Here is a 21,621-nt window from a genome sequence, read left to right on the forward strand (position 1 = left end):
TTGGGCCTCGCTGGATTTGGGTTGGTGCCTCGGGTGCGACGAATGGTCTAGCCGTCGAGTCCGGCTTCTTCGATGAATTGCTCCATGAAGTTTTTTAGTTTTTCGTGACGGGTCAGCGCCATGTGTTGCCCGGTGGCAGTCTGGAAACCGTTGGCCAGGTGCAACAATTTGGTCTGGAAATGATCGAGGCAGAAACGTCGATCATCGTAATCCCGGGACTTGGCCTGCGGATCCTGAGGGTCATAGAGTGCGCTGCCCATGCGTCCGGCCACATAGAATGTGCGCGCCACCCCGAGCAGGCCCAATGAGTCTAGGCGGTCGGCGTCCTGGAGAATTTTGGCTTCGAGTGTGATCGCTGCGATATTGGCCGAAAAACTGTGAGCCTCGATGGCATGGGCAACGGCGCTGATTTTTTCGTTTGGCCAGTTCAGTGTCGACAACAGTGTCGATGCCTTATCCGCTGCCAAGCGGGAGGCCTGGGCGCGCAGCGGTGAATTTTTTTCCACCGCCACGCAGTCATGCAGCAATGTTGCCGCCAGCAGGATAAGCAGGTCACCGCCTTCATGACGGTGGAGCAAGCGTACGTTGTGCCAGACCCGTTGCAGGTGTGACAGATCGTGAGCGCCATCCTCCGATGGCTCCAATGCATGAGGCAACAACTGGGCAGCGACGGTTTGAAAAGGTGCAAAGGCGGCAGCGGTCATGACAGATCCTTTGTATGTCAGTACTTCGAGGGTTCGTGGATGATGTTCATTTTCATATGTGACGAGCGCCCCGTGGCGGCTTAGTATGGCGCTTTCAATTGGCTACAAGGCCTGTTCATGTCCATCGAGATCCGTCCTGCGCAACCCAGCGATGCGCCTCAAATCCTTGCCTTCATCACTGAGCTTGCCGATTACGAAAAGGCCCGCCACGAAGTCATCGCCAGTGTGGCGGACATCGAGCGCAGCCTGTTCAGCGAAGGCGCAACGGCCCACGGGTTGATCTGCCTGCGTGATGGCGTGCCGATCGGTTTCGCGGTGTTCTTCTTCAGTTATTCCACCTGGCTGGGCAGCAACTGCCTGTACCTCGAAGACTTGTACATCACGCCTGACCAGCGCGGTGGCGGGGCGGGCAAGACGTTGCTGCGCCATTTGGCGAAAATTGCCTGTGACAACGATTGCGGGCGTTTCGAATGGAGTGTGCTGGACTGGAACACGCCGGCCATCGAGTTCTACAAATCCCTCGGCGCGCAACCCCAGGAAGAGTGGGTGCGCTACCGAATGGACGGCAAGGTGCTACGGGATTTCGCTAACGGCAACTGAGCACTTCATGAGTGCGCGGCGGATGCGTACTCGGCAAACCCCGGTCGCTGTTCGAGGCGTTTGCAGTAGGCCGCCACGGCCGGATAGTCGGGACGCTCCATGGGCGCCTGGCGCCAGCGGTGCACCGACAGGCCGATGAGCACATCCGCAAGGGAAAACGCCGTACCGGCCACGTAGGCGCCGGTGCGGTTCAACTGCTGCTCCAGCAACCCCATCTTCTCGTTCCAGCCTTTGACGCCGGCGGCGATGCGCTGTGGGTCCTGGAAGTCCGGATTCTTGCGTACCAGGGCGTGGAATGCGTAGCCCCATGACGGGTTGAGCTCTGTGGCTTGCCAGTCCATCCACTGTTCAATGCGCGCCCGGGTGGCAGGCTCGACAGGCAGCAGATCGTTGCGCCCATGTTTGCCCACCAGATAGCGGCAAATGGTGTTCGACTCCCAGAGCACACCGTTCTCATCAATGATCACCGGCACCTGGGCATTGGGATTCAAGGCCAGGAAATCCGGGTCTTGGGTCGAAGAAAAACCAATGCCCCAGTCTTCGCGCTCGTAGGCGATTTCCAGTTCCTGGCAGGTCCACAACACTTTCCTGACATTGATCGAGGAAGTGCGGCCGAGGATTTTCAGCTGTTGTCCCATCACTTTTTCCCTGAGTTGTTTGGCGTCCGTTCAGAAACGTAGCAGGGTCTTGGACGGATGGCGATTGGCTTTGTGGTTGATCTATGCAGTCCCAATATATGGGAGTGATATTTATATATTGAGATTTTGTCACGCCCAGGTTTATAGTCCGTTCCACTCACTGCCAAAAAACAGAACAGGTGAAGCGGATGCAGGCGCAATTGATCGCGCTCGATTGGGGGACCACCTCATTACGGGCTTACAAACTCGCAGCCGATGGCGAGGTGCTCGAGCAGCGCTCGCTGTCATCGGGGATCATGCAGTTGCCTTCCGGGCCGCGAACCGTGGCCGGCCGGGTGTGCATCGACGGTTTCGAACTGGCCTTCGACGAGGCCTGCGGCGACTGGCTCGATGCACAGCCGGGCTTGCCTGTGATTGCCTGCGGCATGGTCGGCAGCGCTCAGGGCTGGCGCGAAGCGCCTTACTGCGACACACCCGCCAACGTCGCCAATCTCGGACATTCCCTACAAACCGTTCGCAGCCTTCGCGGTGTCGATGTGCACATCGTGCCCGGCGTGATCCAGCGTTCCCGTTTGCCCAATGTCATGCGCGGCGAAGAGACCCAAGTGCTCGGTGCCTTGCACAGCCTGCCGGACGAAGCGGTGCTGATCGGCTTGCCCGGCAGTCATTCGAAATGGGTGGAAGTGGCCGATGGCTGCATCGTGCATTTCGACACCTTCATGACCGGCGAGATCTTCGCCGTGCTCAGTGACCACAGCATTCTCGGTCGCACCCAGCAACGGAGTACGACCTTCGATGGCGTGGCCTTTGATCGTGGCGTACAGGTGGCGTTGTCGGTGGACGGCCAGATCGGTCCGTTGTCCACGGTGTTCAGCGCTCGCAGCCTGGGCTTGACCGGTGAACTGGAGGCCAGCGCCCAGGCCGATTACCTCTCGGGCCTGCTGATCGGCCATGAGCTGACGGCGCTGGCCGAGGTGCAGCGTCGGCGACGCGACAGCCTCCATCTGCCGACGGTGGTGCTGATCGGCAACTCCCAACTCTGTGTCCGTTATCAACGGGCCCTCGACGCCTGCGGCTTCTCCCGGGTGGTCCTGGCCGAACAGGCCACCGAACGCGGTTTGTGGCAACTGGCCGTAGCGGCCGGGTTGCTCGATTCCACCGCCCCCTGAACCTGACTGGAGGTCTGACATGCTCACACAAGCACTGGCGCACAACGGGCTGATCGCGATCCTGCGTGGTCTGCGTCCCGAAGAGGCGGCAGCCATCGGCGAAGTCCTGTACAGCGCCGGATTTCGCGTCATCGAAGTGCCGCTCAATTCCCCCGAGCCGTATGAAAGCATCCGCATCCTGCGCAGTACCTTGCCCGCCGATTGCCTGATCGGTGCCGGTACCGTGCTCACGCCGGAGCAGGTCGAGCAGGTGAAAGCCGCTGGCGGCCAAGTGATCGTCATGCCCCACAGCGATCCGAAGGTGCTGCGCGCGGCGAAAGCGGCGGGCTTGTACCTGTCGCCAGGCGTCGCCACGCCCACCGAAGCCTTTGCCGCGCTGGCTGAAGGGGCCCATGTACTGAAGATGTTCCCCGCCGAGCAAATGGGCCCGGCGGTGGTCAAGGCCTGGCTTGCGGTACTGCCGGCCGGGACTGTGTTGGTGCCGGTGGGCGGGATTACGCCGGACAACATGGCGGTGTTCGTCGAAGCCGGCGTCAAGGGTTTCGGCCTCGGTTCCGGGCTGTTCAAGCCGGGCCTGACAGCGGATGAAGTGGCGGTGCGGGCCAAGGCCTACGTGGCCGCATGGAACGCCTTGAACTGAAGACTTTTCCAGCGCCCCGTGCGCTGCATCTGACAAGAGAGACAACAAGATGAAAATCACCAAGCTGACCACGTTTATCGTTCCGCCGCGCTGGTGCTTCCTCAAGGTCGAGACCGACGAGGGCGTGACCGGTTGGGGCGAGCCCGTGGTCGAAGGCCGTGCCCACACGGTGGCGGCGGCTGTCGAGGAATTGTCCGACTACCTGATCGGCAAAGACCCACGCAACATCGAAGACATCTGGACGGTGCTCTATCGTGGCGGCTTCTACCGCGGCGGGGCCATTCACATGAGCGCCCTGGCCGGTATCGACCAGGCGTTGTGGGACATCAAGGGCAAGGCCCTGGGCGTGTCGGTCAGCGACCTGCTGGGCGGCCAGGTGCGCGACAAGATCCGTGTGTATTCGTGGATCGGCGGCGACCGGCCGGCCGATACCGCTCGCGCGGCGAAAGAAGCCGTGGCGCGGGGCTTCACGGCGGTGAAGATGAACGGCACTGAAGAGCTGCAGTTTCTCGACACCTATGAAAAAGTCGACCTGGCCCTGGCCAACGTCGCGGCGGTGCGCGATGCGGTGGGGCCGAACGTCGGCATTGGCGTGGACTTCCATGGCCGGGTGCACAAGCCGATGGCCAAGGTACTGATGAAGGAACTCGACCCCTACAAGCTGATGTTCATCGAAGAGCCGGTGCTCAGTGAAAACTACGAAGCCCTCAAGGAACTGGCACCGCTGACCAGCACCCCGATTGCCCTGGGCGAGCGCTTGTTCTCGCGTTGGGACTTCAAGCGTGTACTCAGCGAAGGCTACGTGGACATCATCCAGCCGGATGCGTCCCACGCCGGTGGCATCACCGAAACCCGCAAGATCGCCAACATGGCCGAGGCCTACGACGTGGCGCTGGCATTGCACTGCCCGCTGGGCCCGATCGCCCTGGCGGCGTGCCTGCAACTGGACGCGGTCTGCTACAACGCGTTCATCCAGGAACAGAGCCTGGGTATCCACTACAACGAGAGCAACGACCTGCTGGATTACATCAAGGATCCGCAGGTGTTCGACTACGACAAGGGCTTCGTGAAAATCCCCAACGGTCCGGGCCTGGGTATTGAGATCAACGAGGAATACGTCATCGAACGCGCGGCCATCGGCCACCGCTGGCGCAACCCGATCTGGCGGCATGCCGATGGCAGTTTTGCCGAGTGGTGATTTGCGGCTGATCACTGCGCAGGAGCAAAAGAATCTTGTGGGAGCAAGGCCCTGTGGGAGTAAGGGGTTCTGTGGGAGCAAGGCTTGCCCGCGATGAACGATGACGCGGTTTGACTGGAAAACGCATCGTCTGCATCGCGGGCAAGCCTTGCTCCCACAGGTCTTGCTCCCACAGGGTCTTGCTCAATCCTTGCCGTATTCGACAAATATAAAAAGAGGCACCTCACATGCAAGCGCACACCCTGAGCGCGCAGGCGTCGTTGGTGACGCCCAGCCGCAAGCGTTTTTTCATCATGGTCCTGCTGTTCATCACCGTGGTGATCAATTACCTGGACCGCAGCAACCTCTCGATCGCCGCCCCCGCATTGACCAGCGACCTGGGCATCGATCCGATCCACGTCGGGCTGATTTTCTCGGCGTTCGGCTGGACCTACGCCGCCATGCAGATCCCCGGTGGCTGGCTGGTGGATCGGGTGCCGCCGCGCATTCTGTATAGCGTGGCGTTGCTGTTGTGGTCGGTGGCCACGGTAATGCTGGGTTTTGCCGCCAGTTTCATCGCGCTGTTCGTGCTGCGCATGGCGGTCGGTGCCCTGGAAGCGCCGGCTTATCCGATCAACAGCCGCGTGGTCACCACCTGGTTTCCTGAGCGCGAGCGGGCCACGGCCATCGGTTTCTATACCTCCGGGCAGTTTGTCGGGCTGGCCTTCCTGACCCCGGTATTGGCCTGGCTGCAACACGCCTTCGGTTGGCACATGGTGTTTGTCGCCACGGGCGCGGTGGGCATTCTCTGGGCGGCGATCTGGTACGCGGTGTATCGCGAGCCACGGGATTTCAAAGGCGCCAACGCCGCTGAAATCGAACTGATCCGCGAAGGCGGTGGGCTGGTGGATATCCAGGCCGATACCGCCAAGGGCAAGGCGAAATTCAGCTGGACCGACCTGGGCATCGTCCTGACGCAACGCAAGTTGTGGGGCATTTACCTGGGGCAGTTCTGCCTCAATTCCACGCTGTGGTTTTTCCTGACGTGGTTCCCGACCTACCTGGTGAAATATCGCGGCATGGACTTCATCAAGTCCGGCCTGCTGGCGTCGTTGCCGTTTCTCGCGGCGTTTGTCGGCGTGCTGTGTTCCGGGTTTTTCTCCGACTGGCTGATCCGCCGCGGCGCCACCGTGGGGTTTGCGCGCAAGCTGCCGATCATTGGCGGGTTGCTGATCTCGACCTCGATCATCGGCGCCAACTTCGTCGAGTCGACGCCGCTGGTGATCGCCTTCCTGGCCTTGGCGTTCTTCGGCAATGGCCTGGCGTCGATCACCTGGTCGCTGGTCTCCACACTGGCGCCGGCGCGACTGCTCGGGTTGACCGGAGGGGTGTTCAACTTCATCGGCAACCTGGCGGCCATCGCCACGCCGATCGTCATTGGCTTCCTCGCCAGCGGCGATTCGTTTGCCCCGGCCATCACCTATATCTCTGTCCTGGCACTGGCTGGCGCGCTGTCCTACATCCTGCTGGTCGGGAAGGTCGAGCGCATCGAGTTGTAGTCCGACGGGGCGGGCGACCATAATGCCGCCCGTTCCCCGCTCACTGTTGAAGGCCGGCTATGCAGCAAGACGATCCAAAAATCACCAAGGACGCCGCGCCCACAGGCACGCAGACATTGTTGCGTGGCTTGGGTGTGGTCCAGGCGGTCGCCAGCGGCGCCCGTGACTTGAAGGAAATCGCTCGGCTGATCGGCACCACCCGCAGCACCACCCATCGCCTGGCCAGTTGCCTGGTGGATGAACGTTACCTGCGCGTGGTGCCGCAAGTGGGCTACCTGCTGGGGCCGAAATTGATTGAGTTGGGCTTTCAGGCCCGGGAAGAGTTGCCACTGGTGAGCCTGGCGGGGCCTTACCTGGACGAGCTGTCGGCGCTCACCGGGGACACCGTGCACTTGGCGATTCGTGAAGGTGACGAAGTCTTGTACCTGCTGAAGAATCCAGGGCGCAACGGCCCGGAAATGCGCTCGCGCGTAGGCCATCGCATGCCGTTGGCGCGCACCGGGATCGGCAAGGCGCTGATGCTCGATGACTCGCAGGAACAATGGAAGCGGCTGTATGAAATCAGCCTGCCAGCGGGTGGGAAGAATCAGTTCTGGCCCCAGCATCAGGAGCAATCCTGGGAACAGTTCCAGCAACGGATGGTGGAGTATGTGGCGGGAGGCTATGCCTTCGACCTGGAAGACAACGAACCGTCGATTCGCTGTGTGGCGGCGCCGATCCGTGACGCCGGTAAGCGCATTGTTGCCGGTATCAGCATCGCCAGCACCGTGCCGTACATGCCGCTGGAAAAAATGGCCGAGCTGATTCCCCTGGTCAAAGGGGTCACAGCCCGGCTGTCGGCGGAGTTGGGCGCCAAGGTTTGACGAACGTCAGGCCTTGAGCGTGGCCATGTCGATGACGAAGCGGTACTTCACATCCCCGGCGATCATGCGGCTGTAGGCCTCGTTGATCTGGCGGATGTCGAGCATTTCAATGTCGCAGCTGATGTGGTGTTCGGCGCAGAAGTCCAGCACCTCTTGGGTTTCTGCGACACCGCCGATCAGCGAGCCGGCGAGGACACGACGACCCATGATCAGTTTTGCCGCGTGTACCGGCGGATCGATCGGCTCGACCAGACCCACGATGATGTGCACGCCGTCGAAACGCAGCGTGTCGAGGTAGGGATTGAGGTCGTGCTGCACCGGAATGGTGTCCAGCAGGAAGTGGAATCGTCCCGCTGCGGCGGCCATCTGTTCGGCGTCGGTGGACACGATCACATGGTCCGCGCCCTGGCGACGGGCTTCTTCGGCCTTGCTCGCCGAGCGGGTGAACAACGTGACTTCTGCGCCCATGGCCTTGGCGAACTTGATGCCCATGTGGCCCAGGCCGCCCATGCCCAGCACGCCAACCTTGTCGCCAGCCTTCACGCCATAGTGCTTGAGGGGCGAGTAGGTGGTGATGCCAGCGCAGAGAAGTGGTGCGGCGCTGGCCGGGTCGAGTGCTGCCGGAATGCGCAGCACAAAGTGTTCGCTGACCACGATGCTGTTGGAGTAACCGCCCATGGTGTGGCCGCCACTCACGCGGTCCGGGCTGGCGTAGGTCTGAGTCATGCCTTCCAGGCAGTATTGCTCCAGGTCAGCGCGGCAAGCTTCGCACTCGCGGCAAGAGTCAACCATGCAGCCCACACCGACCAAATCGCCTGCTTTATAGCGGGTGACATTCGCACCGACGGCGGTGACTTTGCCGATGATTTCATGGCCGGGCATCAGCGGGTAAACGGCGATGCCCCATTCATTGCGGGCCTGGTGGATGTCGGAATGGCAGACGCCGCAGTAGAGAATGTCGATCGCCACGTCGTCGGCTCGCGGGCTGCGACGCTCGAACTTCATGGGGGCGAGGGGAGTGGTGGCCGACTGGGCGGCATATCCGATGGCTGTGTACATGATGGACCTCGCTAAGCAGTGAACGGTGAGGGGTTCCATTCTGGGAGTCCTGGCGGCCGGCGGCGATGGCGATTCCTCCGCCTGTCATGCCTAATCCTCCGGTCTTGGCCAGGATCTGATCCTATGTGACGCCAGACCTGCGATGATGGTTTCATCCCATTTTTCGTGAAGTTTTCGCCCATGTTGTTGACCCGCCATCTCGATGCCAACGCTACGCTGGTTTCATTGATAGAACCCCTGGCGACCCGCGACGGCTTCGTCCCGACGCCACTGCCCGGCGTACATGCGCTTCGGGCCAGCCAGGACGTCGCCCGTGGCCCGCAGCTCTACGAGCCGAGCCTGGTGATCATCGCCCAGGGCAGTAAATTGGCGTACCTGGGACCTCGCACGCTGGAATATGGCGCCGGGAATTATCTGATCCAGGCCTTGCCGGTGCCCTTCGAATGCGAAACCTACGCCATGCCCAATGCTCCGCTGCTTGGGGTTTCCGTTGCGATCGATCGGGCGATGCTGGGGGAGTTGGTACTGGCCATGGGGCTGGTGCCGGGACGGAACCTGGCGCCGCAGACGCCGGAGTCGATGACCTGCGCCGTGCTCGATGACGCCATGCGTGGGTGCGTCGAACGCTTGTTGCGTTGCTTGCACGACCCACTGGAATGCCAGGTCATGGGCCAGGCGCGGCTGCGGGAGTTGCTGTTCGTCGCGTTGCGCGGGCCCCAGGCCGATGTGCTGCGGGCGCTGGTGGAGCAGCAAGGCCAATTCGCCCGGATTGCCGCGGCCCTGAGCCATTTGCATGCGCACTTCACTGAGCCGCTGAACGTCGAGACCTTGGCCGGTTGCGCGAACATGAGCGCCTCGACCTTCCATGAGCATTTCAAGCGCAGCACGTTGCTGTCGCCCGTGCAGTACCTCAAGCGCTTGCGCCTGCTCAAGGCCCAGCGACTGCTGCTCACCGAGGGCATGGGCGTGGCCCAGGTCGCGCACCAGGTGGGGTATCAGAGCTCGTCGCAGTTCAGTCGGGAGTACAAGCGCTACTTCGAACGCAACCCCGGGGAAGAGCGCGCTGCCTGAGTCTTTGAAAATCCCTTGTGGGAGCGGGCTTGCTCGCGAAAGCGGCATATCTGCCGGTATTTTTGTCGACTGACACACCGCTTTCGCGAGCAAGCTCGCTCCCACATTTGGACTGTTGTGTTGCTTGAATCGGAGGCAACAAAAAGGCCCCCATTACGGGAGCCTTGATGTTCAGCGCAACGGCTTACATGTTCGGGTAAGTCGGTCCGCCAGCGCCTTCCGGCGATACCCAGGTGATGTTCTGCGAAGGGTCCTTGATGTCACAGGTCTTGCAGTGCACGCAGTTCTGGGCGTTGATCTGGAAGCGCTTCTCACCGTCTTCCTTGGTCACCACTTCGTACACGCCGGCCGGGCAGTAGCGCTGTGCCGGTTCGTCGTACAGTGGCAGGTTCTTGCTGATCGGGATGCTCGGGTCGGTCAGCTTCAGGTGGCAGGGCTGTTCTTCCTCGTGGTTGGTACCGGAGATGAACACCGAGCTGAGTTTGTCGAAGCTGATCTTGCCGTCCGGTTTCGGGTAGTCGATTTTCTTGCAATCGGCTGCCAGCTTGAGGCAGGCGTAGTCGGGCTTGGTGTCGTGCAGGGTGAACGGCATTTTGCCGCCAAGGATGTTCTGGTCGAACCAGTTGAAGCCGGCACCGATGATCGGGCCGAACTTGTGCATCGCTGGGCCGAAGTTGCGGCTGGCGAACAGTTCTTCATAGAGCCAGCTGGCTTTGAAGCGGTCGACGTAGCTGGTCAGTTCATCACCGCCTTCGCCGCCGGACAGCAACGCTTCAGCCACCGATTCGGCGGCGAGCATGCCGGACTTCATCGCGGTGTGGCTGCCCTTGATCTTGGCAACGTTCATGGTGCCCAGATCGCAGCCGATCAATGCGCCACCCTTGAAGACCATTTTCGGCAGCGAATTGATACCACCCTTGGCCAATGCACGGGCGCCATAGCTAATACGCTTGCCACCTTCCAGGTACTGCTTGAGCACCGGGTGATGCTTGAGGCGCTGGAATTCGTCGAACGGCGACAGGAAGCTATTGCTGTAGGAAAGATCGACGATCAGGCCGACCACCACCTGGTTGTTTTCCAGGTGATAGAGGAAGGAGCCGCCGGTGTTCTCGGTGCCCATGATATCCAGCGGCCAGCCGGCGGTGTGCACCACCAGGCCGGGTTGATGCTTGGCTGGGTCGATTTCCCAGATTTCCTTCAGGCCGATACCGTAGTGCTGGGCGTCGGCCTCGCTGTCCAGGTTGAAGCGCTTGATTAGTTGCTTGCCGATGTGGCCACGGCAGCCTTCGGCAAACAGCGTGTACTTGCCACGCAGTTCCATGCCAGGGGTGTAGAGGCCTTCCTTCGGATTGCCTTCGCGGTCGACACCCAGGTCGCCGGTGATGATCCCGCGCACCACGCCGTTCTCGTCGAACAGCGCTTCCTGGGCGGCGAAACCCGGGTAGATTTCCACGCCCAGGTTCTCGGCCTGCTGGGCCAGCCAGCGGCACAAGTTGCCCAGGGAAATAATATAGTTGCCTTCGTTGTGCATGGTCTTGGGCACAAAGAAGTCAGGGATTTTGCTCGCGGCCTCGGCGCTTCTCAGGACATAAATGTCATCGCGCACCACGGGCGTGTTCAACGGGGCGCCGAGTTCTTTCCAGTCCGGGAACAGTTCGTTCAGGGCGCGGGGCTCGAACACCGCACCGGAGAGGATGTGCGCACCGACCTCGGAGCCTTTTTCGACCACGCAGACGCTGATTTCCTTACCGGCTTCGGCGGCCTTCTGTTTCAGTCGGCAAGCGGCAGACAGGCCAGCGGGGCCGGCACCGACGATGACCACGTCGAATTCCATGTATTCGCGTTCCACAGGGCTATCTCCTACTCAAGGCTCACAGTTTTTTCTAATTGGAGGTTTGGCGTTGCATCCGTTGTTTCCTTCGCGAAAAGCGACGAAAGCGGCAATGGATGAAACGCGTGTCTCTCTTAAGCGGCGCATTATATCTACACCACTCTCAGGGTCCAATACAAACGTTTGTTTGAAATTGCCGCAGCCCAGATAAATCACTGACGTACGGCTTATGACTGACCATTTTGCCGTATTGACCGGAATAGGCGTTCCGGTCAAGATACGGGCGGTTTTGCGCTCGCCGTAGGCTGACTGTTGGTTTCAAGAGCACCTCTAAAGACAGGGCGAAGGCAGCACAAAGTGACGCATTGCGTGGTTCAGACGCGCAGTTTACACGCCGCGATAATGAATGACTCATCGGTCATCACTGACGAATGGTCTTCACTCCCGTGAGCTGGGTCATGTGTGGTTCATGCCGGCGTTTTTAGAGGTGCCCTTGCGCCCATGAGCATCAACCGCCAGGTTCGCCTAGGCGACTTTTTTTCACCGGAGAGTAACGAGGAATCCATGAAGGTTCTTGTAGCTGTCAAACGAGTGGTCGACTATAACGTCAAGGTTCGCGTCAAGGCGGACAACTCCGGCGTCGACCTCGCCAACGTCAAGATGTCGATGAACCCTTTCTGCGAAATCGCCGTAGAAGAAGCCGTACGCCTGAAAGAAAAAGGCGTGGCGACTGAGATCGTCGTCGTCTCCATCGGCCCGACCACCGCCCAGGAACAACTGCGCACCGCGCTGGCACTGGGTGCCGATCGCGCCATCCTCGTCGAATCCGCCGAAGACCTGACCTCGCTGGCCGTGGCCAAGCTGCTCAAGGCCGTTGTCGACAAGGAACAGCCATCGCTGGTGATCCTCGGCAAACAAGCCATCGACAGCGACAACAACCAGACCGGCCAGATGCTCGCGGCATTGAGCGGCTACGGTCAGGGCACCTTCGCGTCCAAGGTCGAAGTGTCCGGTGACAGCGTTGCCGTGACCCGCGAGATCGACGGCGGCGCGCAGACCGTTTCCCTGAAACTGCCGGCCATCGTCACTACCGACCTGCGTTTGAACGAGCCGCGCTATGCGTCGCTGCCAAACATCATGAAAGCCAAGAAGAAGCCGCTTGAAGTGCTGACGCCTGACGCTTTGGGCGTTTCCACCGCCTCCACCAACAAGACCCTCAAGGTCGAAGCGCCGGCTGCACGCAGCGCGGGCATCAAGGTCAAGTCGGTGGCTGAACTGGTCGAGAAACTGAAAAACGAAGCGAAGGTGATCTGATCATGACTATCCTCGTAATCGCCGAACACGATAACAAGGCGCTGGCTCCGGCCACGCTGAACACCGTTGCTGCCGCTGCCAAAATCGGTGGTGATGTCCACGTCCTGGTGGCCGGGCAGGGCGCTGGCGCCGTGGCCGAAGCCGCTGCGAAAATCGCTGGCGTGGCAAAAGTACTGTCGGCCGACAACGCCGCCTACGCGCATCAGTTGCCGGAAAACGTTGCTCCGCTCGTCGCCGAGCTGGGCAAGGGCTACAGCCACATCCTGGCTGCCGCCACCTCCAACGGCAAAAACATCCTGCCGCGCGTGGCCGCTGCACTGGACGTCGACCAGATCTCCGAAATCATCTCGGTAGAAAGCGCCGACACCTTCAAGCGTCCGATCTACGCGGGCAACGCCATTGCCACCGTGCAATCGAACGCTGCGGTCAAGGTCATCACCGTTCGCGCCACCGGTTTCGACCCGGTTGCCGCCGAAGGTGGCTCGGCTGCCGTTGAAGCGGTAGGTGCTGCCCACGACGCCGGCATTTCCAGCTTCGTCGGCGAAGAACTGGCCAAGTCCGATCGTCCGGAACTGACCGCTGCCAAGATCGTCGTTTCGGGCGGGCGTGGCATGCAGAACGGTGACAACTTCAAGCACCTGTACGCCCTGGCCGACAAGCTCGGCGCTGCCGTCGGTGCTTCCCGCGCTGCGGTCGACGCCGGTTTCGTACCCAACGACATGCAGGTCGGCCAGACCGGCAAGATCGTTGCGCCACAGCTGTACATCGCCGTCGGTATCTCCGGCGCGATCCAGCACCTGGCGGGCATGAAAGACTCCAAAGTGATCGTTGCGATCAACAAGGACGAAGAAGCGCCGATCTTCCAGGTGGCCGACTATGGCCTGGTCGCGGACTTGTTCGAAGCCATCCCTGAGCTGGAGAAGCTGGTCTAATCCGGCGTCTTCACTTATAAAGAGCCCGGCCCTTTGGCCGGGCTTTTTATTTCCGCATCAGAGGAGCGTATTGCCATGGATCTGCGCCGTTTGGCTGGCTGGTCGTTGCTGTGGACGTTGGCGCTCGTGCCGGGCCTGTCTGTCGCCGCCGGCAAATGTGAACGGCTGATCGCCACCGGCAGCCCGGATGCACCGCCCTATCTCTGGCAAGACCCTCAGGACCCCAAGCACTTGATTGGCGCCGGTGCCGACCTGTTGGCGCACGTCGCGCAAGAACTGGGGATCAAGATCGAACTGCTGTATGCCGGCAAGCGCGCCCAGGCGTTGGACGAAGTGCGCAGTGGCCGCATGGACCTGCTCACCGACGCTCCGCTGACCGTCACCGGGCTGGAAGTGCTGGACTACGTTCATCCGCCCTTGCTCGAAAACGATTACCTGGTCTGGACCCGCAAGGACTCGACGCTGGTCATCAACCAGCCCGGGGACCTTCACGGTCATCCCGGGGCCTTGTCGGAAAAGGCCTCAATGACCCAGGGATTCGGCGTCTTTGCCGAGCAGCAATTGTCCCTGGTGCGCACACCCAACCTGACCCAGGCCTTTCAGAAATTGCTGCTGGGCGAGGTGGAATATGTCCTGGCGGGGCGCTACTCGGGCCTGGCAATGGCGCAGACACTGGGAATGGCCAACGACCTGCAAGCCGCACCGCAACCGGTGGACAAGCCGGGGTTGTTTCTCGCGATCTCTCATAACTCCGCCTGCAATGACCCATGGTTACGCGGACAGCTGGCGCAAAAGATGACAGAATTGGCCGCGTCCGGTCTGACGGAGGCTGTGTTGCAGCGCAATCTCGAGCGCTGGAGAACACAGTTGCAGCTACCTGTCAGTGCCCCAAAACAGTAGGGAACATTAGTGACTATTCGACCTCTTTTCGCTGCCCTGGCCGTTCTGGCTCTGGCGGGCTGCGCAGCCGATCCGGCGCCGAATGAACAGATCCGCCTGACCGAACAGGCACTGAACCAAGCCCGGGCCGTTGGCGCCACTGCCGACGAAGTGCCCGAATTGAAACTGGCTGAAGAAAAGTTCGCCCGCGCCAAATCCAACATGGCCGACGAATCCTACAAGAAGGCGCGCATGCGGGCCGAACAGGCCGAACTCGACGCCCGCCTGGCCGAAGCGAACGTGCTGACCCTCAAGAGCCAGGAGCAACTGAACGTGCTCGACACCCGCATCAAGCGCTTGCGCAAACAGTTGCGGGAGGATGCACAATGAAGCACTCCCACGTATTGGGCGGTCTGGTCCTCGCCGGCCTGGCCAGCTTGTATGGCTGCGCCGGCCAGCGCAGCGAAGCGGCGCTCGAGCAGGCCAGCACCGACTTTCAGAAGGTCAAGGAGGACGCCAACGTCCTGCGTGCCGCCCCCCGGGACGTGATCCGCGCGGGTGAGTCCCTGGCCCGTGCCGATCGGTTATCCAGCTACTGGGGCAGCGGCGAAGATGTGCAGCATTACGCCTACCTGAGCCAGCGCTACAGTGCCATCGCCCGGGAGCACAGCAACCAGGTGCTCAACGAAGAGCGCGCGGCGAAGCTCGAACTGGAGCGCCAGCGCCTGCAATTGGCCCTGCGTGAATCCAAGTTGTTGAGTGTGCAGCAGCAGGGCAAATGGCTCGAAGAACAGATCATGGCAATGGCGACCACACAAACCGATCGCGGCTTGGTGATGACCCTCGGTGACGTGCTGTTCGACACCGGCGAAGCGGAACTGAAGAACTCGGCCAACCGGGTCGTGCTCAAGATCGTGCAGTTCTTGCAGCTCAACCCCAAGCGCGTGGTGCGTATCGAGGGGTACACCGACAGCACCGGCGGCAAGCAGGAAAACCTCAAGCTGTCTCGTGACCGCGCGCAAGCGGTAGCGGATGTGCTGGTGGACCTGGGGATCGACGAAAAGCGTATCCAGGTCGAAGGTTACGGTGATGGATACCCTGTGGACGTCAACGCTTCCGAGCGTGGCCGGGCACAGAACCGTCGCGTTGAAATTGTGTTCTCCGACGAAAAAGGCCAGCTCGGCGCCGCCCGCTGAGGGCTGCGTCACTGGAAAACCCGGCCCCTGTAAAAGGCGCCGGGTTTTTTTGGCCCTGCAATCGATGCACGATGAGTACAGTTAGAGCTGTCACTCCACTGTACTGTCGAGTAATCTGGCAACTGTCCCAGTACACTTCTAAACTGTTCCGGTATCGTTTCCGACAAGAATAAAATGCCCGTGAAATCGAGTGCTGCGTCATGACCAACCTTCTGCTCTATCAACGTATTGCTCAACAGCTGGCTGAAGACATCCGGCGCGGTGTGTATCAGCCTGGTGAGCGCGTGCCGTCGGTGCGCAAGATGAGCTCGCAGCTCAACGTCAGCCATGCCACGGTGCTGCAGGCCTACGCCAACCTTGAAGACCAGGGGCTGATCCGCGCGCGGCCGCAGTCGGGCTACTACGTGCACCAGACGCCGGCCCTGACGGCACCGACGCCGGACATTGCCCGGGTCGAGCGTCCGGGGCTGGTGACGCGCAGCAGCATCATCCAGCAAGTATTGGTCGAGTCGCGCCGCGAAGGGGTGTTTCCCCTGGGCGCGGCGGTGCCGAGCGTCGACTATCTGCCGGTTCGGGCCCTGCATCAGCAATTGGCCAAGGTCACGCGTTTCCACAGCCCGCGGGCGTTCAGCTACATGTTCAGCCCGGGCTTCGAGCCATTGCGCCGTCAAGTGGCGATTCGCATGCGCGATGCAGGCGTCGTGGTAGACCCTTCCGAGGTGGTGATCACCCACGGGTGCGTCGACGCACTGCAAATGTCCTTGCGGGTGCTGACGCGGCCGGGGGACTTGATCGCCGCCGAGTCGCCGACCTATTACGGCTTGCTGCAACTGGCGGATCTGTTGGGCCTCAAGGTCATCGAAATTCCCAGCGACCCGGTCACCGGCATGAGCCTGGAGGCCTTGCAGTTGGCGGCCAACCAATGGTCGATCAAGGCGTTGGTGCTGACCACGCGCCTGAGCAATCCTTTGGGCGGCACCATGCCTGAAGAGCGGCAAAAGCAATTGCTGCGCCTGGCTTCGGACTTCGACATCCAGATCGTCGAGGACGATATCTATGGCGAGTTGATGTTCGAACAGGGGCGCACCAAGGCCCTCAAGGCCTACGACCGGCTGGACCGGGTCATCTACTGTTCGAGTTTTTCCAAGACGTTGTCGCCGGGCGTGCGCATCGGCTGGATGATCGCGGGTAAATTCCAGCAGGAAATCCAGCGACTCCAGACCTTCAGCACCCACTCCGCGTGCAGCGTCACGCAGATGGGCATCGCCGCGTACCTGGAAAACGGCGGCTATGACCGGCACTTGCGCTATATCCGCCAGGAGTACCGCAAGAACCTCAGCGCCTTTCAACTGGCGGTGCAGCAGTACTTCCCCGAAGGCACGCAGATGAGTCGTCCCACTGGAGGCTTCATCCTGTGGGTCAGCCTGCCGGGGCGGGTCAATACCCAGGAGTTGCATGTGCGGGCGTTGCAACAAGGCATCAGCATCGCGCCAGGGCTGATTTTCAGTAACACCGAGCAGTTCAACCACTGCATTCGCTTGAACTGCGGCACTCCCTGGAACCGTGAGGCGGAGCGGGCCTTGATGACACTGGGGATGTTGGCCACTCAATTGTGCCAAGAGACGGCCAACGGATTTCTTTAGGCGCCAGTGGCTTAGCTCGATGTGCTTGTCAGCGCCTCATTATCAGGCGAGCATGGGGGTCCCTGTCGTCAGTGCCGTTGTGTCTATGAAAGCCATTGTTCCTGCTGCCTGGGTTTTGATCGGCCTGTTGAGCGCCTTCCACATGGGAGGCGTCGTCGCGGCAACTCCAGCGCAGGAAAAACCGGCCGCCAGTGCCACGAAAGATACGCCGAAAAAAACGGCAGTGACCAAGAAGCCTTCCACTAAAAAGGCAGCTCCCGCGAAGAAAAAGCGCGCGCCCATCGCTTCCAAGAGCAAATCCGCCCGCGAGGTCGCCAAGACCCCATTGCCGCCGGCCAAGCTCGATCTGAGCCTGCCTCGTGAGATGGTCGAGGAACTGCAACCACCGGGTAAGGTGGTGCAGTCCAAGCGTGAGCCGCTCTTGCCGTCGATGTTCGGCGAGAAACCCGGGCCGTTTCAGCTCAATGGCCGTTTGTTGAGCAATGAAATGCAGCTGCCACTGCGCAACCAGGAGCGCAATGAGGTGGAAGGCGCGGCGCTGGACTTCGAATTCAAGCAATAAACCTTCGACAGGCCTGCAGTTCGTCGTTGACCATTCGGTCATCCCGCCATGGGCAAAAAAACACGCAGACGGTAATTTAAAACGAGTGTTTTAGCCGGTACTCTGTGTTCTGTTACTAACCATTACTGTCGTGAGGATGTCGCCGTCATGAAATGCCGTGAAGGCTGTGGCGCCTGTTGCATCGCCCCTTCCATCAGCTCATCGATCCCTGGCATGCCTCAAGGCAAACCGGCGGGAGAACGTTGCGTGCAATTGTCAGTCGATAACCTGTGCCGGATCTTCGGCCAGCCGGAACGTCCGGCAGTGTGCTCGGCGTTCGACGCCGACATCGAGGTGTGCGGCAGCAGCAGTGAAGAGGCCATCCGGCTGATCGGTTGGTGGGAGCAAGTCACGGCAGCGTAATGATTCCATGAATGGATCCTAACTGAACGAACTTGGACAATAAGGAAAAGAACTATGGGTTCGCTGCATCGTATGGCTGTGTTGTGTGGGTTGACCGTATTGCTGGCAACGGCCACCGCTCAGGCAGAGGACTGGCAGGTTGCCAAGGAGAAGGACGGTATCAAGGTTTCCCTCAGTGAGGTGACGGGCTCCAAATACAAGGCCTACCGTGGCGTGACGGTGATGAAAACCACCATGGCCAAGCTGCGGGCCCTGCAGGAAGACGTTCCCGGCGCTTGCGCATGGATTCATGAATGCAAGAGCCAGAAGCTGCTCAAGCACGAAGGCGACAAGAGCTGGACCTATACTCAATTCAACACACCATGGCCGGTCACGCCCCGGGACTCGGTGCTGGAAGTCACCACCGAGGAGGGCGCCGATGGCAGCCTGACCCGCAGGCTCAAGGGGGTGCCGAAATACGCGCCTGACGAGCAAGGTTTTGTGCGAGTAACCCAGGTCGACGGTTTCTGGACGTTCACGCCAAAAGGCGCGGGCCAGATCGAAGTCGTTTATCAGGTCCACACCGAACCGGGTGGTGACGTGCCGTCCTGGCTGGCGAACAAGTTCGTGGTGGATGCGCCGTTCAACACCTTGAAAGCCCTGAAGGAACGCGCCGAAAACTGATCGGCCACGGCTTTACAGCAAGAGACCGCCCCAGAGGCGGTCTTTTCATGTGTGCCGTCCGCCCGCCCAGTGGAACGATTGTCCGGCCCTCAATGTCGAGATAGAGGTAAGCCAGGCCCTGAATTGATCAAGGAGACACTGATGCAAAAGTGGGAAATCACTTTCGTGGATGATCATGGCGAAGCCATCGCCGAGCAGTTCGACTACGAGCAGGAGCCTACGATGGAGCAGGCTGCACAACTGATTCGTAAAAAAATGCTGCCCGTTTCCGACCTACTGGACCTCAACGACCTGGAAGGTCGCACTGAAGATCCCACCGTCAAGAACCTCAAGTCCCAGCACAGCATTGAAATCCTCAGCATTAAACCGATTTCATGAAACGTTGCCTGGTCTCGCTTGGCAGTGGCCACCACTTACGGCTACTCTGCAATTGAGATCAGCGAAAGGATCGCCAAGGTCCGGTCTTGTCAGCTACATGCTTGTGTCCCGACGGCCATTTGATGCCGTACCGCTTGCAGCCTGAGGGCTTCACGCACGGGAAGACGGAAAGTCTATCCATTGGTTTCAGGAGGACGTTTCATGAGCACAGCCTATCAAGAAGACATCAGCACCAGCGTATTGCGCCGCATGAAAGAAGGCGGTTTCGATTTTTCCCGATTCCATCCCATTGAGTTCTACGCCATTTTCCCGGACGAGGAGCGGGCGCGCAGGGCGGCAGGTCATTTTCGGGGAGAGTCGCTGAACGCGCAGATCAGTGCACGGGACGACGGGGCTTGGTCATTGGAACTGAGCCGGGTGATGTACGCCACTTACGATGACATAGGAGACTTCGAGCAAGACTTTGAGGCAGTCGTCGAACCCTTGGGTGGTGTTATCGAGGGCTGGGGCGTCAAGCAAGAGATCCGGCGCCTGCAGGCCTGACAGTTACTCACCGCAACCACAGCAACGGCTGACCTTTGTGTCGGCCGTTTTCATGTCTGTGAACTACCCGAACATTGAACATTACTGTGGGATTTGTGGCGGACGCCGAATAGGTGAGCATGTCCCCCGCCAACACCACAACCGCCAGGTTTTGTACCTAACTGTATCCAGATCAAGCCGCGTCGTTTTTCCAGGGCTATGCTCAGCAGAGCGACGCCCCTGCGTCGCAATGAAGCGGGGGGCAGCGGGGTGGGGGTATTTGCTGCACTAGAAAAGTGCACGGCCTGTCAGAGGAGAATCCAACCCGTTGATCATAAAGCGTTTATGCCGATGGCACGGGGCTTGCGAAGCCTTGCTGCCAGGGTGACAAGGAGTACGGCATGATCCGCAGCGGTTTTGATGAAATGTACGATGCCAACGGCCAGGTCCGTCCGCATTACCAGGCGTTTGCCCGCTGGCTGGCTGAAACGCCTGACGAGCTGCTGGCGCAACGCAGGCGCGAAGCCGACCTGTTGTTTCATCGTGCTGGCATTACGTTCACGCTCTACGGCGACGAGCAGGGGACCGAGCGCCTGATCCCTTTCGACACGATCCCGCGCAGCATCCCGGCCAGTGAATGGCGGGTGGTCGAACGTGGCTGCATCCAGCGGGTCAAGGCGCTGAATATGTTCCTGGCCGACCTCTACCACGAACAACGGATCATCCGCGCCGGCATCATTCCCGCCGAGCAGGTGCTGGCCAACGAGCAATACCAACTGGCGATGCAGGGGCTGGACCTGCACCGTGACATCTATGCCCACCTTTGTGGTGTCGATCTGGTGCGCGACGGTGACGGCACGTACTACGTGCTCGAAGACAATCTTCGTACGCCCAGCGGCGTCAGCTACATGCTCGAAGACCGCAAGATGATGATGCGCCTGTTCCCCGAATTGTTCGCCGCCCAGCGCATCGCCCCCATCGACCATTATCCGAACCTGCTGCTCGACACCCTGAAAAGCTCCAGCCCGCTGGACGATCCCAGTGTCGTGGTGCTCACGCCGGGGCGTTTCAACAGCGCGTTCTTCGAGCACGCGTTCCTGGCCCGGGAGATGGGCGTGGAGTTGGTGGAGGGCGCCGACCTGTTCGTACGCGATGACAAAGTGTTCATGCGCACCACCGACGGCCCGAAAGCCGTGGATGTGATCTACCGTCGCCTCGACGACGCGTTCCTCGATCCACTGGCCTTCAACCCGGATTCGATGCTCGGCGTACCGGGCCTGTTGTCGTCATACCGTTCCGGCAACGTGGTGCTGGCCAATGCCATCGGCACGGGCGTGGCGGACGACAAATCGGTGTACCCGTTCGTCACCGACATGATCCGTTTTTACCTGGACGAAGAGCCGATCCTGAAGAACGTTCCTACATGGCAATGCCGTAATCCCGCCGAGCTTTCCCACGTGCTGGCGAATCTTCCCGATCTGGTGGTCAAGGAAACCCAGGGCTCCGGCGGTTATGGAATGCTGGTGGGGCCGGCCGCGACGACAGCGCAGATCGATGCCTTTCGCGAGCGGATCAAGGCCAAGCCGCACGCCTACATCGCCCAGCCGACGCTGTCGCTCTCGACCTGCCCGACCTTTGTCGAAAACGGCATCGCCCCGCGCCACATCGATTTGCGGCCGTTTGTGCTGTCCGGCCGCGAGACCCGCGTGGTGCCTGGCGGGCTGACACGGGTGGCGCTGCGCGAAGGCTCCCTGGTGGTGAATTCATCCCAGGGCGGTGGGACCAAGGACACTTGGGTGGTCGAGGATTGAGGAGCTGC

The 21,621-nt window shown here is 60.6% G+C and carries 23 protein-coding genes; 19 read left to right on the forward strand and 4 right to left on the reverse strand.

All coding sequences use genetic code 11. From position 1 onward, the window contains the following. Window positions 1-47: 47 nt before the first annotated feature. Entirely contained in the window at window positions 48-704 is a 657-nt protein-coding gene (locus CFII68_RS01865) for an HD domain-containing protein (RefSeq protein ID WP_018613596.1), read from the reverse strand. A gap of 117 nt (window positions 705-821) precedes the next feature. Here CFII68_RS01865 and CFII68_RS01860 point away from each other — a divergent pair, with 117 nt between their 5' ends. Beyond that, on the forward strand, window positions 822-1,304 hold the full coding sequence (locus CFII68_RS01860; protein ID WP_018613598.1) for a GNAT family N-acetyltransferase: 483 nt from the start codon (window positions 822-824) through the stop codon (window positions 1,302-1,304). A gap of 5 nt (window positions 1,305-1,309) precedes the next feature. On the opposite strand, the gene CFII68_RS01855 is transcribed toward CFII68_RS01860, so the two are convergent. Beyond that, entirely contained in the window at window positions 1,310-1,942 is a 633-nt protein-coding gene (locus CFII68_RS01855) for a glutathione S-transferase family protein (protein WP_018613600.1), read from the reverse strand. A 188-nt stretch (window positions 1,943-2,130) separates the two neighbouring features. Here CFII68_RS01855 and CFII68_RS01850 point away from each other — a divergent pair, with 188 nt between their 5' ends. The 5 genes from CFII68_RS01850 (at window position 2,131) to CFII68_RS01830 (ending at window position 7,350) form a co-directional block, all read left to right on the forward strand. Further along, on the forward strand, window positions 2,131-3,111 hold the full coding sequence (locus tag CFII68_RS01850; RefSeq protein WP_018613602.1) for a 2-dehydro-3-deoxygalactonokinase: 981 nt from the start codon (window positions 2,131-2,133) through the stop codon (window positions 3,109-3,111). Between the two features lie 19 nt (window positions 3,112-3,130). Continuing rightward, window positions 3,131-3,751, forward strand: a complete 621-nt coding sequence (locus CFII68_RS01845; protein WP_003204208.1) for a 2-dehydro-3-deoxy-6-phosphogalactonate aldolase — start codon at window positions 3,131-3,133, stop codon at window positions 3,749-3,751. 49 nt (window positions 3,752-3,800) lie between these two features. Next, the gene (gene dgoD, locus CFII68_RS01840) at window positions 3,801-4,949 is read left to right on the forward strand and encodes a galactonate dehydratase (RefSeq protein WP_018613609.1); all 1,149 of its coding nucleotides are present in this window, start codon (window positions 3,801-3,803) and stop codon (window positions 4,947-4,949) included. Window positions 4,950-5,176: 227 nt separating this feature from the next. Beyond that, on the forward strand, window positions 5,177-6,487 hold the full coding sequence (locus tag CFII68_RS01835) for an MFS transporter (protein ID WP_018613611.1): 1,311 nt from the start codon (window positions 5,177-5,179) through the stop codon (window positions 6,485-6,487). A gap of 59 nt (window positions 6,488-6,546) precedes the next feature. Continuing rightward, on the forward strand, window positions 6,547-7,350 hold the full coding sequence (locus CFII68_RS01830; RefSeq protein WP_013693986.1) for an IclR family transcriptional regulator: 804 nt from the start codon (window positions 6,547-6,549) through the stop codon (window positions 7,348-7,350). Between the two features lie 6 nt (window positions 7,351-7,356). On the opposite strand, the gene CFII68_RS01825 is transcribed toward CFII68_RS01830, so the two are convergent. After that, entirely contained in the window at window positions 7,357-8,409 is a 1,053-nt protein-coding gene (locus CFII68_RS01825) for an NAD(P)-dependent alcohol dehydrogenase (RefSeq protein ID WP_018613613.1), read from the reverse strand. Window positions 8,410-8,589: 180 nt separating this feature from the next. Between CFII68_RS01825 and CFII68_RS01820 the strand changes: the two genes are divergently transcribed. Next, entirely contained in the window at window positions 8,590-9,480 is an 891-nt protein-coding gene (locus CFII68_RS01820; protein ID WP_018613618.1) for an AraC family transcriptional regulator, read from the forward strand. A 184-nt stretch (window positions 9,481-9,664) separates the two neighbouring features. On the opposite strand, the gene CFII68_RS01815 is transcribed toward CFII68_RS01820, so the two are convergent. Beyond that, window positions 9,665-11,329: an electron transfer flavoprotein-ubiquinone oxidoreductase gene (locus CFII68_RS01815; RefSeq protein ID WP_018613620.1), complete on the reverse strand. Its 1,665-nt coding sequence runs from the start codon at window positions 11,327-11,329 to the stop codon at window positions 9,665-9,667. 546 nt (window positions 11,330-11,875) lie between these two features. On the opposite strand from CFII68_RS01815, the gene CFII68_RS01810 reads away from it, so the two are divergent. The 12 genes from CFII68_RS01810 to CFII68_RS01755 all read left to right on the forward strand — a co-directional run bounded on the left by CFII68_RS01810 (window position 11,876) and on the right by CFII68_RS01755 (window position 21,613). After that, window positions 11,876-12,625: an electron transfer flavoprotein subunit beta/FixA family protein gene (locus CFII68_RS01810; RefSeq protein WP_014339477.1), complete on the forward strand. Its 750-nt coding sequence runs from the start codon at window positions 11,876-11,878 to the stop codon at window positions 12,623-12,625. Between the two features lie 2 nt (window positions 12,626-12,627). After that, window positions 12,628-13,557 (forward strand): electron transfer flavoprotein subunit alpha/FixB family protein, encoded by a 930-nt coding sequence (locus CFII68_RS01805; protein WP_014339476.1) that lies wholly within the window; start codon window positions 12,628-12,630, stop codon window positions 13,555-13,557. Between the two features lie 75 nt (window positions 13,558-13,632). Continuing rightward, a complete protein-coding gene (locus tag CFII68_RS01800) occupies window positions 13,633-14,457 on the forward strand; it encodes an ABC transporter substrate-binding protein (RefSeq protein ID WP_018613623.1) in 825 nt (274 codons plus the stop codon). A gap of 9 nt (window positions 14,458-14,466) precedes the next feature. After that, window positions 14,467-14,826, forward strand: a complete 360-nt coding sequence (locus CFII68_RS01795; RefSeq protein ID WP_018613625.1) for a DUF4398 domain-containing protein — start codon at window positions 14,467-14,469, stop codon at window positions 14,824-14,826. Then, window positions 14,823-15,632: an OmpA family protein gene (locus tag CFII68_RS01790; RefSeq protein WP_018613626.1), complete on the forward strand. Its 810-nt coding sequence runs from the start codon at window positions 14,823-14,825 to the stop codon at window positions 15,630-15,632. Before CFII68_RS01795 ends, CFII68_RS01790 begins: the two co-directional genes overlap by 4 nt. Window positions 15,633-15,832: 200 nt before the next feature. Continuing rightward, a complete protein-coding gene (locus CFII68_RS01785) occupies window positions 15,833-17,275 on the forward strand; it encodes a PLP-dependent aminotransferase family protein (protein ID WP_018613628.1) in 1,443 nt (480 codons plus the stop codon). A gap of 85 nt (window positions 17,276-17,360) precedes the next feature. Beyond that, complete coding sequence (locus tag CFII68_RS01780; protein WP_018613631.1) at window positions 17,361-17,837, forward strand: hypothetical protein; 477 nt, start codon at window positions 17,361-17,363, stop codon at window positions 17,835-17,837. A gap of 147 nt (window positions 17,838-17,984) precedes the next feature. After that, window positions 17,985-18,239 (forward strand): zinc/iron-chelating domain-containing protein, encoded by a 255-nt coding sequence (locus CFII68_RS01775; protein WP_018613632.1) that lies wholly within the window; start codon window positions 17,985-17,987, stop codon window positions 18,237-18,239. A gap of 54 nt (window positions 18,240-18,293) precedes the next feature. Further along, on the forward strand, window positions 18,294-18,902 hold the full coding sequence (locus CFII68_RS01770; RefSeq protein WP_018613634.1) for an START domain-containing protein: 609 nt from the start codon (window positions 18,294-18,296) through the stop codon (window positions 18,900-18,902). A 141-nt stretch (window positions 18,903-19,043) separates the two neighbouring features. Next, on the forward strand, window positions 19,044-19,280 hold the full coding sequence (locus CFII68_RS01765; protein WP_018613636.1) for a hypothetical protein: 237 nt from the start codon (window positions 19,044-19,046) through the stop codon (window positions 19,278-19,280). 201 nt (window positions 19,281-19,481) lie between these two features. After that, window positions 19,482-19,823: a ribonuclease E inhibitor RraB gene (locus tag CFII68_RS01760; protein WP_003179463.1), complete on the forward strand. Its 342-nt coding sequence runs from the start codon at window positions 19,482-19,484 to the stop codon at window positions 19,821-19,823. A 380-nt stretch (window positions 19,824-20,203) separates the two neighbouring features. Then, the gene (locus CFII68_RS01755) at window positions 20,204-21,613 is read left to right on the forward strand and encodes a circularly permuted type 2 ATP-grasp protein (RefSeq protein WP_018613640.1); all 1,410 of its coding nucleotides are present in this window, start codon (window positions 20,204-20,206) and stop codon (window positions 21,611-21,613) included. Window positions 21,614-21,621 lie beyond the last annotated feature (8 nt).

The organism is Pseudomonas sp. CFII68, from assembly GCF_000416195.1.
GTDB lineage: Bacteria > Pseudomonadota > Gammaproteobacteria > Pseudomonadales > Pseudomonadaceae > Aquipseudomonas > Aquipseudomonas kilonensis.

What these genes read in the sequence shown, in the direction of transcription:
- CFII68_RS01865 (WP_018613596.1), bottom strand. Translation starts at nt 704, where the DNA reads ATGACCGCTGCCGCCTTTGCACCTTTTCAAACCGTCGCTGCCCAGTTG.
- CFII68_RS01860 (WP_018613598.1), top strand. Translation starts at nt 822, where the DNA reads ATGTCCATCGAGATCCGTCCTGCGCAACCCAGCGATGCGCCTCAAATC.
- CFII68_RS01855 (WP_018613600.1), bottom strand. Translation starts at nt 1,942, where the DNA reads ATGGGACAACAGCTGAAAATCCTCGGCCGCACTTCCTCGATCAATGTC.
- CFII68_RS01850 (WP_018613602.1), top strand. Translation starts at nt 2,131, where the DNA reads ATGCAGGCGCAATTGATCGCGCTCGATTGGGGGACCACCTCATTACGG.
- CFII68_RS01845 (WP_003204208.1), top strand. Translation starts at nt 3,131, where the DNA reads ATGCTCACACAAGCACTGGCGCACAACGGGCTGATCGCGATCCTGCGT.
- dgoD (WP_018613609.1), top strand. Translation starts at nt 3,801, where the DNA reads ATGAAAATCACCAAGCTGACCACGTTTATCGTTCCGCCGCGCTGGTGC.
- CFII68_RS01835 (WP_018613611.1), top strand. Translation starts at nt 5,177, where the DNA reads ATGCAAGCGCACACCCTGAGCGCGCAGGCGTCGTTGGTGACGCCCAGC.
- CFII68_RS01830 (WP_013693986.1), top strand. Translation starts at nt 6,547, where the DNA reads ATGCAGCAAGACGATCCAAAAATCACCAAGGACGCCGCGCCCACAGGC.
- CFII68_RS01825 (WP_018613613.1), bottom strand. Translation starts at nt 8,409, where the DNA reads ATGTACACAGCCATCGGATATGCCGCCCAGTCGGCCACCACTCCCCTC.
- CFII68_RS01820 (WP_018613618.1), top strand. Translation starts at nt 8,590, where the DNA reads ATGTTGTTGACCCGCCATCTCGATGCCAACGCTACGCTGGTTTCATTG.
- CFII68_RS01810 (WP_014339477.1), top strand. Translation starts at nt 11,876, where the DNA reads ATGAAGGTTCTTGTAGCTGTCAAACGAGTGGTCGACTATAACGTCAAG.
- CFII68_RS01805 (WP_014339476.1), top strand. Translation starts at nt 12,628, where the DNA reads ATGACTATCCTCGTAATCGCCGAACACGATAACAAGGCGCTGGCTCCG.
- CFII68_RS01800 (WP_018613623.1), top strand. Translation starts at nt 13,633, where the DNA reads ATGGATCTGCGCCGTTTGGCTGGCTGGTCGTTGCTGTGGACGTTGGCG.
- CFII68_RS01790 (WP_018613626.1), top strand. Translation starts at nt 14,823, where the DNA reads ATGAAGCACTCCCACGTATTGGGCGGTCTGGTCCTCGCCGGCCTGGCC.
- CFII68_RS01785 (WP_018613628.1), top strand. Translation starts at nt 15,833, where the DNA reads ATGACCAACCTTCTGCTCTATCAACGTATTGCTCAACAGCTGGCTGAA.
- CFII68_RS01780 (WP_018613631.1), top strand. Translation starts at nt 17,361, where the DNA reads ATGAAAGCCATTGTTCCTGCTGCCTGGGTTTTGATCGGCCTGTTGAGC.
- CFII68_RS01775 (WP_018613632.1), top strand. Translation starts at nt 17,985, where the DNA reads ATGAAATGCCGTGAAGGCTGTGGCGCCTGTTGCATCGCCCCTTCCATC.
- CFII68_RS01770 (WP_018613634.1), top strand. Translation starts at nt 18,294, where the DNA reads ATGGGTTCGCTGCATCGTATGGCTGTGTTGTGTGGGTTGACCGTATTG.
- CFII68_RS01765 (WP_018613636.1), top strand. Translation starts at nt 19,044, where the DNA reads ATGCAAAAGTGGGAAATCACTTTCGTGGATGATCATGGCGAAGCCATC.
- CFII68_RS01760 (WP_003179463.1), top strand. Translation starts at nt 19,482, where the DNA reads ATGAGCACAGCCTATCAAGAAGACATCAGCACCAGCGTATTGCGCCGC.
- CFII68_RS01755 (WP_018613640.1), top strand. Translation starts at nt 20,204, where the DNA reads ATGATCCGCAGCGGTTTTGATGAAATGTACGATGCCAACGGCCAGGTC.